The sequence below is a fragment of the Peptoniphilus sp. oral taxon 836 str. F0141 genome, from assembly GCF_000179335.1.
Lineage (GTDB): Bacteria > Bacillota > Clostridia > Tissierellales > Peptoniphilaceae > Peptoniphilus_A > Peptoniphilus_A lacrimalis.
On sequence record NZ_AEAA01000141.1, the window covers coordinates 61,074 to 74,186 of the forward strand.

At 32.6% G+C, this 13,113-nt stretch carries 11 protein-coding genes and 1 pseudogene; 10 read left to right on the top strand and 2 right to left on the bottom strand.

Annotated features, from left to right (window positions below):
- Window positions 1-9: 9 nt before the first annotated feature.
- The 9 genes from HMPREF9131_RS07825 (at window position 10) to HMPREF9131_RS07865 (ending at window position 10,715) form a co-directional block, all read left to right on the top strand.
- Window positions 10-618, top strand: coding sequence for an MptD family putative ECF transporter S component (locus tag HMPREF9131_RS07825; protein ID WP_000739616.1), 609 nt, complete (start codon window positions 10-12; stop codon window positions 616-618).
- Window positions 618-1,313 carry an energy-coupling factor transporter transmembrane protein EcfT gene (locus HMPREF9131_RS07830; RefSeq protein ID WP_009346318.1) on the top strand — a complete coding sequence of 232 codons (696 nt, stop codon included), beginning with the start codon at window positions 618-620 and terminating at the stop codon, window positions 1,311-1,313. Before HMPREF9131_RS07825 ends, HMPREF9131_RS07830 begins: the two co-directional genes overlap by 1 nt.
- On the top strand, window positions 1,310-2,707 hold the full coding sequence (locus HMPREF9131_RS07835; protein WP_000566323.1) for an ABC transporter ATP-binding protein: 1,398 nt from the start codon (window positions 1,310-1,312) through the stop codon (window positions 2,705-2,707). The genes HMPREF9131_RS07830 and HMPREF9131_RS07835 overlap by 4 nt, the downstream gene beginning before the upstream one ends.
- A 21-nt stretch (window positions 2,708-2,728) precedes the next feature.
- On the top strand, window positions 2,729-4,108 hold the full coding sequence (locus HMPREF9131_RS07840; protein ID WP_009346279.1) for an MATE family efflux transporter: 1,380 nt from the start codon (window positions 2,729-2,731) through the stop codon (window positions 4,106-4,108).
- Window positions 4,105-5,928: a serine hydrolase gene (locus HMPREF9131_RS07845; protein WP_009346335.1), complete on the top strand. Its 1,824-nt coding sequence runs from the start codon at window positions 4,105-4,107 to the stop codon at window positions 5,926-5,928. Before HMPREF9131_RS07840 ends, HMPREF9131_RS07845 begins: the two co-directional genes overlap by 4 nt.
- A gap of 277 nt (window positions 5,929-6,205) precedes the next feature.
- Window positions 6,206-6,622: a sigma factor-like helix-turn-helix DNA-binding protein gene (locus tag HMPREF9131_RS07850; protein WP_001051308.1), complete on the top strand. Its 417-nt coding sequence runs from the start codon at window positions 6,206-6,208 to the stop codon at window positions 6,620-6,622.
- 448 nt (window positions 6,623-7,070) lie between these two features.
- Entirely contained in the window at window positions 7,071-7,217 is a 147-nt protein-coding gene (locus HMPREF9131_RS08420; protein ID WP_001058405.1) for an SHOCT domain-containing protein, read from the top strand.
- 62 nt (window positions 7,218-7,279) lie between these two features.
- The gene (locus HMPREF9131_RS07860) at window positions 7,280-9,046 is read left to right on the top strand and encodes a recombinase family protein (RefSeq protein ID WP_009346293.1); all 1,767 of its coding nucleotides are present in this window, start codon (window positions 7,280-7,282) and stop codon (window positions 9,044-9,046) included.
- Window positions 8,946-10,715, top strand: coding sequence for a hypothetical protein (locus tag HMPREF9131_RS07865; protein WP_198002579.1), 1,770 nt, complete (start codon window positions 8,946-8,948; stop codon window positions 10,713-10,715). Before HMPREF9131_RS07860 ends, HMPREF9131_RS07865 begins: the two co-directional genes overlap by 101 nt.
- Window positions 10,716-11,044: 329 nt before the next feature.
- On the opposite strand, the pseudogene HMPREF9131_RS07870 reads toward HMPREF9131_RS07865, so the two are convergent.
- A pseudogene (locus tag HMPREF9131_RS07870) lies at window positions 11,045-11,661 on the bottom strand (mobilization protein); the annotation flags it as partial.
- 76 nt (window positions 11,662-11,737) lie between these two features.
- Window positions 11,738-12,094 carry a hypothetical protein gene (locus tag HMPREF9131_RS07875; RefSeq protein ID WP_009346341.1) on the bottom strand — a complete coding sequence of 119 codons (357 nt, stop codon included), beginning with the start codon at window positions 12,092-12,094 and terminating at the stop codon, window positions 11,738-11,740.
- Between the two features lie 358 nt (window positions 12,095-12,452).
- Here HMPREF9131_RS07875 and HMPREF9131_RS07880 point away from each other — a divergent pair.
- Window positions 12,453-13,113, top strand: a 661-nt coding sequence (locus tag HMPREF9131_RS07880) for a hypothetical protein (protein ID WP_036744537.1), incomplete at its 3' end; no start/stop codon positions are given.

Sequence of the window (13,113 nt, forward strand, 5' to 3'; positions counted from 1 at the left end):
GGAAAATAAATGAAAAAAAATAAAGCATTAAAATGGGAAATTAAAGATGTCATTGCGGCTGCTCTGTTGAGTCTCTTTCTCATTCTCATCCAGTTTATTGTAAATATGGTATGCATGACCAATCATTTTGTCAGTATGGTTTTATCAGTTGGTTTTACCATGTTCTTATGTGCACCTGTCTATTATCTGCTTTTGTGTCGGGTAAGGAAGCACTTTGTCAGCCTTGTTTATATGAGTATCGTCGGTATGATTTATCTGTTGATGGGGAACTGGTATCTTTTACCGTACTTTGTTGCAATTGGTATGATATGCGAAGCAATCTTGTGGAAAGATTGTTCTGAAAGGAATTCAAAACAAATTATAGCATCGTGGACTGTTGCCAGTCTTTTATATAACGGTGTCAATTTACTGCCGATTTGGTTCTTTTGGGAAACCTATTACAGCTTTGCAAAAAGCGGTGGCATGGATCAAAGCTATATAGACTCATATATCAGCTACTATAAGACTCCCGGATGGATTATATTCATTGTTATCTTTACGGCGATATGTGGGCTTGCGGGTGGTCTGGCAGGCAAAAAAATTATGGGAAAGCATTTCAAAAAAACGGGACTTCTATAATGAGAAAAATTTCTTTTGCTGTCATAACTAAAATATGGGGATTCATTTGTGTACTAATAGCCATTTATATGGGAAAAGATGTCGTTTTCAGCTGCATCCTTACAATTGCCACTTTTTTATATTTAGGTATACAAGGGAAATGGAAAATCGTATTTGATTACGGCATATTCTATATCTTATTGGGAATTTTACTCTACGCCATACAACGTTTCGGACTTCATATGCTGATTTTTTCGGAGTTTTATGTGCTGATGCTTTGGAATCTTTCTCCTGCTTTCTTGGTATCATGGGATTTGATTACAACACCGCCTGGAAAAATTTCGGCATTCCTAAGTTCCATTCACCTTCCTACATCCGTTATTTTGGGTGTCCTTGTAGTATTTAGATTCTTCCCTACCATGAAATCGGAGTTAAGGAGTGTGTATCTATCTATGAAAAACAGAAATTTGACAGGTCTTAAACAGATATTGAAAGCACCCGCAAAGACATGTGAATATGTGCTGATTCCACTACTCGTCAGAATCTTGATGATAGCAGATCAGCTTTCCGTTTCAGCTATTGCAAGAGGTGGGGAATCACCGGGGAAAAGAAGCAGCTACTATGAGAGCAAGATTGAAATAACGGATATATTTGCCATGATTTTATGGTTCGCTTTGATATCGGGTTATTTATGGATAGGAGGCATGAGAATATGATCGACTTACAGAATGTTTCCTTTCAGTATGCGGATAGCAATTATGGTGTGACGAATATAAATTTAGTGATAAAAGCCGGTGAATGTGTGGTTTTGACAGGAAAATCAGGATGTGGAAAAACGACCATTACAAGACTTATCAACGGTCTTGCTCCAAAATATTACAAAGGAACAAAAAAAGGCAGTATACGAATTGCAGGAAAAGATATTGAAATGATGCCGTCCTATGATATCGGTAAAATTGTTGGCAGCATATTTCAAGACCCTCAAAGACAATTCTTTTCATCAGAGCTTGAGGGTGAAATAGCATTTGGATGTGAAAATTACGGTTTCTCAAAGTTTGAAATTCAAAAAAGAACAAAGGATGCTATTCATAAGATGAGATTGGAAAACATAGGAAAGATTTCCTTAGATTTGCTTTCAAGTGGTGAAAAACAACGAGCAGCAGTAGCTTCTGTATATGCAATGCATCCGGAGGTTTTTGTGTTTGATGAGCCGACTGCAAATCTGGACAAAGACGGCATCATTCAAATGAAAAACATCCTTATGCAGTTAAAGAAAGCAGGATACACATTGCTGATTGCCGAGCATCGTCTCAGTTGGACAGAAGAACTTGCCGACAGGTATTTATATATGAAAGACGGACAGATACAGCATGAATATTCTTCTTTAGAATTTAGTACAATGAATGACTTGGAACGCATTTCAAAGGGACTTCGCCGTATTATAAATAAACCTTTTACAAAACAGATTGCCCCACCCCGAACGGACAATATTGCAATACAAGGAGAAAGGCTCTCTCTCAAGAAAAATAAAAAACAAATATTAAAAAATGTGGATATTTTTGCTAATGAGAAAAGTGTTACTGCAATCACAGGCAACAATGGTGCGGGAAAAACCAGTTTAGCTTTAATTTTAAGCGGACTTGAAAAATTAACAGAAGGTAATGTTTATATTCATGGTGAGAAGGCAGGGTACAGAGAACTTTGCAAACATACCTATTACTGTTCAAATGACACAGGGACACAATTTTTTACAGAAAGCATTTCAAAAGAACTTTTGCTTGGAACAAAATATGATGCAGAGAATTTAGAAAATGCAAAAAAATTGCTTAAGGATATGTGTTTATACGAATATAAAGATTCTCATCCTGCTTCCTTGTCGGGAGGTCAAAAACAAAGACTTGCAGTATGCTGTGCGTTGTTGTCAGGTAAAGATATTTTGATACTTGACGAACCGACCAGTGGCTTGGATGCCGAAAATATGTTTTTGATTGCAAGGGAACTAAAGAAAGCTGCAGAAAAAGAAAAAACTATTTTGGTAATCACTCATGATGAGGAATTTATGGATGCTTGCTGTGAATACAGAATAAGTATCGATAAAACGCAAAAATAAAGGACAAGGAGGGTTTTTATAATGGATGTTCGTGATAAATTACTTATGGAAAATCCTTGGAAATTGATGATTCATCTTAGTTTGCCGGCAATTTTGGGTCAACTGATAGTAGGATTATATGCCTTTGTCGATTCAATTTATGTCGGGCAAATGGTGGGAACCGATGCCATGAGTGCAGTTTCGGCGGCATCTCCGTTTGTATTAATCAATAATGCGATTGCTGTTCTTCTTGGGATAGGTTCGGGCTCTGTACTTTCTCGGGCAATCGGAAAAAAAGATAAAGAAACCGTGGATAAGATTATAGGAAATCTAACTTTCTTGGTAATCGTTTTATCATCAGTAGTTATGATTATCGGTATCATATTTGCTCCTGAATTTTTACGCTTATCTGGTGCCGGCGGTGAAGTGATGGAGATGGGTGTTTCTTATTTAAGAACAGTATATCTCGGCTCCATATTCGTAAATTTTATGCAGGGTGCAAATATGGTAATAAGGGCAGAGGGTCGCATGGGAATTGCAATGGGAATCATGGCGGCTGGTGCTATTTTAAATATTATATTAGATCCTATATTCATTCTGTTTATGCCATCTCGAGGACCGCAAGCTGTTGCAATCGCAACTGTGATTTCTCAAATCAGTCAAGCTTTGGTCACCTTAATATACTTCTTGAAAAAAAGTCCGGTGGTTCGTTTTCATGGGATAAAACCTGCAAAAGATTTATTACCTGAAATTTTTTCCGTGGGAATGAGCGCTATGCTCATGCAAATTATGATGTTGGTTCAAATGACAGTTGTATATAATACGGCAGTGCATTTTGGCGGAGAAAAGCAAATAGCTCTTATGGGAGCCGCTCAAAGAGTTATGCAGCTTGCATTTGTTCCGATATGGGGAATGAGTCAAGGGATGCAGCCCGCTGTCGGAACAAATTTCGGAGCAAAAGAATATATAAGGGTTAAAAAACTTACGAATGTATTTATTATAGGTTCTACTTGTCTTGCCGGATTTTTCTTTGCCATAATTGAAATTTTTTCAGTGCAGATATTATCTGCATTTATTACCGATTCAGTTATTGTAAGTTCAGGATTATCTAATTTTAGGCTTATGTACTGCATATTTCCTACTTATGGCATGCTCATAATGACAGTCACTTATTTTCAGGCTATCGGTAAAGCAAAGCAGGCAGGAGTATTGGTTATACTAAGGCAACTTGCACTTGTAATCCCTTTAGTATTGATATTACCTCGTTTTCTGAACGAAAATGTTCTCGGAGTATGGCTGGCGTTGCCTTTGAATGATGTCGTTATAATTTTGATTGCCATTATATTGCTAATTAGTGAATACAAGCGCATTACTAAGCTTGCACAGGAAATAAACAAGGTTAATGTTGGTGAGATATCATGAAAAAAATCGTCATTTTGAGTTGTTTCATTGCTTTTGCCTTTGTCGTTTTATTTCCGCGTTCCTTTATTTTTGCTGCGGAAGAAACTGAACATTACGAAACTGTTATTGATAAAGTTGCGGATGCGTATATAGGTAAAAGCGTTCCAGGTGCATGTGTCATTGTATCTGAACACGGAGAAATTGTGTTTTCAAAAGCCTACGGATACGCTGATTTAGAAAAAAATATACCTATGGATCCTGAAAACACAGTTTTTGAATGGGGATCAATATCAAAAACCTTTATATGGGTAGGTGTGATGCAATTAAATGAAGAAGGAAAAATTGATTTGGATGCGGATATTCGCAACTATCTACCAAAAGGTTTTTTGAAAAATTTACACTATGATACACCTATTACAATGCGTCATCTCATGAATCATACGGCGGGCTTCGAGGAGCAGCTTATTAACCTTCGCTATTTTGAAAGTGATAAGGAATTTATATTAGCCGAAGTCTTGTCCTCACATCAACCCGAACAGGTATTTTCACCGGGCAAGGTAAGCGCATATTCTAACTGGGGCGCTGCATTAGCTGCATTTATTGTAGAAAGAGTGAGTGGTCAAAATTACAAAGAATATGTAAATGAACACATTTTGAAACCTTTAGATATGAACAATACATCGATAGGTCCATTTCAAAATGATAATCCTACGATTTTGGCAAGAAAGGCAGTCGGTTATTCTTTTTTTGAAAAGGGATTCCGCAAAGAACCGAATATGTATTTAAGAATGTACCCTGCTGGTGGAATGAATGGCTCAGCTGGGGATTTGTTGAATTATGCACAAGAGCTGGCTAAAAATAATGATAAAGATAATCTATTGTTTAATAATCCTCATACTAAAAAAGAAATGTTTACAGAAACCTATCGCTCCTATGGTGCAAATTCAGGTTTATCTCACGGCTTCTGGCAATATGCGAATAATCCGGAAATGCATGGACATGAAGGTGGAACATACGGATTCAAAACACAAATATGGGTAGAACCGAAAAATGAGAGAGCAATTTTAATATTGACAAATGTAATGGAGACGGAGTTTTGCTCGGAGATTATGGAAAAAATTGCATATACAGAAGCTGATGAAAAAAAGATAAAAGAAAATTTAGATCTCAAGATGTTAAGCGGAGATTATCTTCCTGCCCGCTCTGCATTGAAAAATGTTGGAAAAATACAAGGGAAAAAGCAAATGATTTCCATTAGAGTGACAGATGGAAATCGTCTTTGTCTTACCATGCCATTTGAAGATAAAAAGCAATATTACGAACAAATAGATTCTAACATTTTCTTTTGCAAGGATGCGAGTCCTGAAGAAAAAATACTTGCTTTTAATATAAATGACGGCAAAGTACATTCTATGAGCTTTAGATTAGCTCATGATTATATCCCTGCCACTAACACACAAGGGAAAATAGCATTTTTGTTCAGCTTGGGAACTTATATATCAACCACATTATTATTTTTAACATTACTGATTATATGCATCATTTCAACGCTACAAAGGTGGAAGAGATGTATGCGACATCATATATATCTATATATTTGTGGAGCTATGCTTGGGATTTCTGGAATTACAGGAATGGCTCATTGGTTTTCAATATATGAAATTCTTGCTCATGAACTTATGATTATTATTATTGCTGGATGGTGTTTTAGTATTATAGGGATTTTATGTGGAGGATATGCAATTTTCAAAGAAAGAAGTATCAAAAACAGTGGATTACTACTAATATTTATAGCTCAGATTTTTTCGGCATATTATCTTGGGTTTTTAACTGTTGTATAGAGGATCTTTTAAAAGAATGCTCTAATATATATTTTTCGAGTAAGGAAAATTTGATTAAATAGTGGAGGTAATTGCTATGTGTTATGTAGGGTCTGTTATTTATATAGAAAATAATAATAGACCTTTTTGATGTCAGTAATTATTATAAACAATTAAATTTAAAACATTTTGGAAGAACAGGTTTCTTCCGTTTTCGAGGACTTTTTATGCTTATGTGCAGGAGTCCTCCTTTTTTGTCTGAAAAACAAATAGACAAAAAAGAAATGGAGGAAACTTTATGGCAAAAGAGTATTACCTTTATGTCAGAGGGCAAAAGGTAAAAGTCAGTGAAGATATTTATAAAGTCTACTGGCGAGAAAAAGAACACGAGAAGTATTTAGAGCAGGTGGACAGAAAAAACCACCTGCTTTTCTTTTCCTCTTTGGATCATGATGGGAATTTTGTAGATAACATCGCTGATGAAAGCGTTGATGTAGCAAAGATTGTTGAAACACAGATGATGATTGAGGCAGTCAGAAATGCTATATCAAAACTAAACGATGAGGAAAGGGACATCATAGAGCGTTTGTATTTCAATGATGAAACGCTATCAAGCATAGCGAGAGGTAAGAAAGTGAGCTATCAAGCTATACAATGGCGAAAAAATAGCATTCTTAAAAAACTAAGTGTGCTATTGGAAGAATTTATGAAGTAATCGCCTTGTGCATGAGGGCAGATTTTCCTTGTATAAAGTGAAGGGAGATCTGTCCTCTTAATCTAATTGAAGAATTATTTTCAAGAATTGCTTAAAAGAAAATCTCTCTAAAAGCCAATAGGCACTTGTTCCCTGACAACTGAATAGACCAAGGTAGGACTTTATCTACTTGTGGAGAATTATGACTTACGCCATGACCTTTCTGCTGAAAGAAATTTTGGTTTTATGAATACTGATAAATCAAGGAAACAAGAAAGCGAGCGATAAATAAGAATACATAAAAACAGATGTGGCAATCTGTTCGTTGAAACAAGTAGTGATAATGATACTTCAATAGTTTAAGCCGGCTCGTCTGGAATAAGAGGCGGAGGTGAGATTCCTATGTTGCTGCCAAGCACCTACCAATGTCATTAAACTTAAAAATAAATTTGAATGAGGAGGAGTTGAAATGAATAATGAATTATTAAAATACAGCCTCCAATTATCTATGCTGTCTATGTTACTTTCTAAGCACTTACTCAGCGATATTGAATATAAAAAGATAAAAATTAAATTGATGAAAAAGTATAACATTCCCACAGAATTATATTTATAATGTCTTGGAAGTGTGGTATAATAAAACTGCATAGAAAGATACAAAAAAAGGAGGCGGGTGCAGTGAAAAGAGATGTAAAAGTTATTAAAGGTGATACCACACTGAAAAGAACTGCATCAGGCTGTGTAGAGCGCTCAATAAAGAGGGTAGCAGCTTATTGCAGAGTCAGCACGGATACCGAAGATCAAATTAACAGCTATAATTCTCAAGTAGAACACTACACAGATTTTATAAAGCAAAATAATGAGTGGACACTTGCGGGGATATATGCTGACGAGGCGATAACAGGAACACAGGTTGATCGAAGAATTGACTTTCAAAGGTTAATAAATGACTGTATGAACGGCGATATAGATATGATAATTACAAAGTCTATATCAAGATTTGCAAGAAATACATTAGACACCTTAAAGTATGTAAGAAAGTTGAAAGAGTTTAATGTTGCGGTCTTTTTTGAAGAGGAAAACATAAACACCTTAACAATGGACGGAGAGTTGCTTTTAACAATTTTAAGTTCAGTTGCGCAACAGGAAGTAGAGAACATTTCAGCCAATGTCAAAAAAGGTTTGAGAATGAAGATGGAAAGAGGAGAAATGGTCGGCTTTCAAGGGTGTTTAGGCTATGACTATGATCCGGAAACTAAAAGCATTTCTATCAATGAAAAAGAAGCTGAGATTGTAAGATATATTTTCAGAAGATATATTGAAGGTGTTGGCGGTATGGTAATCTCCAGAGAACTTGAAGAACAAGGATATTTATCGCCAAGAGGAAATAAAAGATGGACGGAAACAACAGTTTTAGGAATCATAAAAAACGAGAAATATAAAGGGGATCTTATGATGGGAAAGACCTATACGGTTGATCCTATTTCAAAGAGAAGATTGGATAATTTCGGAGAACAGGATAAGTTTTATATAGAGAACCATCACGAGCCAATCATTTCGGAAGAAGATTTTGAAAAAGCTCAAGGTATTAGATTAAGAAGGTCAAAAAACAGAAATACCGTTGCTAATAATGGCGGTAAGAGAGAAAAGTATTCAAGAAAATATGCTTTTAGCAGCATGCTTGAATGTGGATTTTGCGGTCATAATCTTTCAAGAAGAAATTGGCATTCGAGTTCAGAGTATACAAAAGTTATATGGCAGTGTGTCAATGCTACTAAAAACGGAAAGAAGTATTGTCCGCATAGTAAAGGGATTGAAGAAGAAGCAATAGAAAAAGCATTTATGGAAAGTTATCGTCAAGTATGCCACAATAATGTAGAAATTACCAACGAATTCCTTAAAACTGTTGAAGAAGAATTGAAAGACAATAGTTTAGCTAAAGACTTGAAGAAGATAAGCAATCAACTTGATAAAATAATAAAGAAAGAAAAAGATCTTGTTGAATTAAGGCTGAATGAGTCAATCAGCATGGATATATATCAGGACAAGTATAATGAAATAGCCATTAGCAAAGAGAAATTACTTGCAGAAAAAAGGACTTTAGAAGTAACACTTACTGATGAAAAAGCATTGAAGAAAAGGCTTGAGGGTTTTAAAAAATTACTTGAATCCAATAAATACCTTGAGGAATTTGATAGGGCAGTATTTGAAAGTATAGTAGATAAAATCATCATTGGGGGAACTAACGATGAAGGTGAAATTGATCCTGCAATGATTACTATCATATATAAGACTGGAAAAAAAGATTCTCAGGACGGAAGATTATTTAAGAGCAGAAGAAAAAATGCCAAGGAAGTTAATGAGGAAACTGACAACAAATTGTATCCTCATTCAAGCGACGAGGTTAATAATTTGTATTCCTATCCTATTGACAACACATTTTGAAGGAGTGGATGATATTCTTGATGATTTGTCTAATTCTTTTATATTATCAATGACTTATGGTTCTCTAACGCATCTGTTGTTAATTAGGGATAGAATGATTAGTATACTTTCAAGCTTAAATTTTTTATATTATGATCATAATATGTACATTTTTCTTGTTAAATTATTATTAATGGAACAAAAAGATAAAGAATTAGAAAAAATTATAAGAGCTTATAATCAAAGTACAGATACGATACATGCAACAGATATTGAGAATATGATTTCAGGAATAAATTTAATCCCAGTTCCACATAAGAGGTTTATTTCAAAATTATTGATTTTAAAACATTATGGTTACTACTTCAGTGATGATTTGTTCACTTCATATGTATATGAAGTATTTAAAGAGGTTGATATATGGATTGCAGATGAAAATAGAATTCTAAGTATAGCAAGCTATATCTTTGAATTTTTAATATATAATATATCTAGAATAGATAATAATAAAATTATAGAAGTATGCATAACTCTTATAGAAAAAAACTTCAGGAGATATTTCGATAATATATTAAAAGTATTAAGTAGAATTAATTATTCAAAAATATCTACTATCAATCAGGAGAAAGTACTTAAATTGATAATTGATATGATAAGAAATGAAGAGATAAGAAAAGGTTGCAATGCACTTTCAAGTTACTTGATAGTATTAAGGAAAAATATAACAATAGATGTTGAATTATTGGATACTACTATTGAAGAATGTATGAACAGCTTTTACTTATCTGAATATTTACTAGAGATAAAGCATGACAGAGGTGATGAAACATATAAGCATATTGATAGGTATGTTGAAAAAATTAATCAACGTAATAAAGAGCAAGGAAAGAATGGTACTATAATTGGATATGCTGATGACCCATATAAAACAATTAGAAATATTATAGAGTTCGATAAACTGAAGCTAGATACAAAACATATAAAATCAATATTATCTTCTGTTGTTAGAACATTGCGAGAAGAAAAACAGACTATTGGAGACAAGATTAGAGCAATTGAACTATTCATTTACCTGAAGAACAAATATCCTTATGAACAAGAATTGGATTTAATATTTTACTCAATAATAGAAGACAAAGAATTAGTATTGTGCGGACACGAGGACGTGTTTTTTGAAAAGGCATCTCTAAGTACTTTAGAATTTAGCTTTATGATGTTACAATTATGCTTCAATGAGTATGATTTTTCAGATGTTCTTTCTAAAATGGCAATATTTTCTCAAAAATCAGAAACAGAAATTATAGAATCCTTTGAAACTTTAAAATCATTTTTATATAATGTAGACTTTGATAAATTAGAGGATAGTGTTTTATCTACAATTATTCAGTATTCAATAGGCTTGAGTTCTCATAACGAAAAAGATATAAGATTACAAGCTACAAGAACAATGATATTGTTATGCAAGTCTAAATATAAAGAATTAGCATTAAGTCAATTATCTAAAATGATGGATAATGAGATATATCAGATTAAAATTGAAATAATGTATGGTGTATATGAATTAGATTTTAAAGATAATACAAAAAAGAACTATATTATAAAGAAAGGATTAGTAGATAATCATTATTTGATACGAAAGGCTGCAAATGAAACTAGAGAGAAAATAAGCATAAATAATGATACAATCTAGAATAAATTTATTACTATTTATAGCTTTTTGCTAAAGTTGGATGGACTAGGAGTCCAAAAACATTATCAAGGTATGGATTTTATGACTATAGAATAGATTTTATGACTATAGAATAGATTTTATGATATATGAATAAATGGTTTAAAAAGGATTAATGATAATATAAAAAAAGTTTGTAAAATAAATTGGAAAATACGAATTAGACTCATTATCTTACGAAAGAATTCAATGGTATTTGAATATGTATAAATTAAATATTGAGGTTTTTTTAGGAAATTATATTTAAGATGTATATCATTAAAAAAATAGTTAATAGAGATGAAGTGGAACTATCTCTCCATCTCCTTCCCTATATAAATCCCATAGTTTTTCGTGTTTTGTAAAGCTTGTCTATTGTTGATTTTGAGAAAGAATATTCTTGCATTAGGGTATTCTTTTTTTCTTGTAATTCATCAAGTTTGGATAGTATTTCTTTTGTATTTGGTAGTTTATTATAGTTTTCTAAAATTCCTTTAGCGGCTATTTTATAGACGGAAAGTTCACTATAATATTCTTCTGCAAATTGCTTGTCGTCAGGATTTTTCTTGTGGTATTTATATATTTCACGATACTTATTTATAGTATTAATATTTTCCATATCTTGAGATAAACTCTTCATTTCAGTTTCAATTTTCTTTATTTTATCTAACAAGTCTTGTCTATCATCAGCAGATTTTTTGATCAGGTCGTCAAGGTGAGTAATTGAATTAATTCCTTGTTCTCTTAATTTAATTATTGAATCAGCCATAGTTTTGATATTATGTTTTCGCGCCCAAACTTCATAACCTTTTGAGGATTGAGCTTTTTCATTAGTAGATATATCAATAACATTTCCTACTCTTTTTTTAGTAGGATTCTCTTTATTTTTGATAGCTAAATCTATTCTTTCTTGGATTTTCTCATCAGTTTTTTCACTCTTAGTTATATAGTCTATTGCCAAATTTAGAGTTGATTTTATAGGATGTATCTTTGTAATTGCCATACTAATCAACAGAACCTTCCTTTGATTTATTTAGAAGTAGGGAATGGATCTGCCATATTTCTCTTGATAATTTTTCTATATGCTTATTCATTGATTTGATTTCATTTTTGTAAATAACACCAGTTGTATTAGTAGCATTTGCAATCTGATTTATATTATTCGTAGCATTTGAAAGTAGCCATTGAAGATCTCTAAATGGTTCTAAATCTACAACAAAAATTTCTTTTTCTAATACACATTTCCTAAGAAAGTGGGACATAGTTTTGCAGTTTGCAAGTTTCATTTTCTTTTCAAAAACTTCTTTTTCTTCTTTAGTTAGTTTTATTTCTATTCTTTCATTTCTAAATCTATTTGCCATTTTATTCTCCTTTATAAAATATATTTAGGGGTCTTAGGGTTCTCCCTAACAAGGTAAAAATTAAAAAATGGGGCATTCCGTAAAGGTCTGCTCCATTAATTTTTTCGTAAGTGTCCGTACACTTACTGTGCTTGCTATTAAAGTTATAAGCGTTAAAGCTTGTTATTTTAGTTTCTATCATTATACCATAAAATTGAAATGTCTGTATCTAATAGAAAATCTTAAAATATAGATGTATGATTAATATGCTATAGTGTACTTTTAATATAAAGACTAATTTTTGGTGAACTAATTTTTGGTGAACTAATTTTTGGTGTATAATTTAATTGATTATTATGATGCATTAGGAGGTGAAGTTTTGGAATTAAATCATGAAGATATTATAGAAAATGTCCTTGAAGGATATATATTTTCTGAAAAAAAGGTTACTGATGAATGTAAAATTTATACAATTGAAAATCCTACTGGTTTTGGCGAAATGCGTTGCTACAATTTATTTGAAGGCGTTCAGTTATCTTATAATAACCTTAATATGGAGACGGCATATCAAAAAATAAATCCTAAAAGCGGGGTTTTAGAAATAGATCATTGCTTAGAGGGATGTTATGAGTTTAAACTTGAAAATAATGAACGTGCTCTGATAGGTAAAGGTGATATAAGTGTAATCGAAATAGGTAAAGTTCCTTTTGAAGATTCATGCATACCAACAAAAAAATATGTGGGACTTTCAATATTTATTGATATTGAAAAGGCACAAAAATCTATTGATAAATACTTTCCGTATGCAAAAATTGATTTGTTAGAAATAAAAGATCGTTTATGTAAAAATGGTGCAGCTTTAATTATTCATTCACGCCATGAGATAGACCATGTTATTAGTGAACTTTATAGAGTAGATTCTAGAATAAGACTTTCTTATTCAATTACAAAAACAATAGAGTTGTTATTATTTTTAAATTTAGTTGAAAGTTCAGATACATTTAAGTTAACATCTTTTTCAGAACCAGTATATAAAGCAA

Coding starts and splice junctions, on each gene's coding strand:
- HMPREF9131_RS07875 (WP_009346341.1), bottom strand. CDS start 12,094: ATGGCAAATAGATTTAGAAATGAAAGAATAGAAATAAAACTAACTAAA.
- HMPREF9131_RS07865 (WP_198002579.1), top strand. CDS start 8,946: ATGCCAAGGAAGTTAATGAGGAAACTGACAACAAATTGTATCCTCATT.
- HMPREF9131_RS07845 (WP_009346335.1), top strand. CDS start 4,105: ATGAAAAAAATCGTCATTTTGAGTTGTTTCATTGCTTTTGCCTTTGTC.
- HMPREF9131_RS07825 (WP_000739616.1), top strand. CDS start 10: ATGAAAAAAAATAAAGCATTAAAATGGGAAATTAAAGATGTCATTGCG.
- HMPREF9131_RS07840 (WP_009346279.1), top strand. CDS start 2,729: ATGGATGTTCGTGATAAATTACTTATGGAAAATCCTTGGAAATTGATG.
- HMPREF9131_RS07830 (WP_009346318.1), top strand. CDS start 618: ATGAGAAAAATTTCTTTTGCTGTCATAACTAAAATATGGGGATTCATT.
- HMPREF9131_RS07835 (WP_000566323.1), top strand. CDS start 1,310: ATGATCGACTTACAGAATGTTTCCTTTCAGTATGCGGATAGCAATTAT.
- HMPREF9131_RS07850 (WP_001051308.1), top strand. CDS start 6,206: ATGGCAAAAGAGTATTACCTTTATGTCAGAGGGCAAAAGGTAAAAGTC.
- HMPREF9131_RS08420 (WP_001058405.1), top strand. CDS start 7,071: ATGAATAATGAATTATTAAAATACAGCCTCCAATTATCTATGCTGTCT.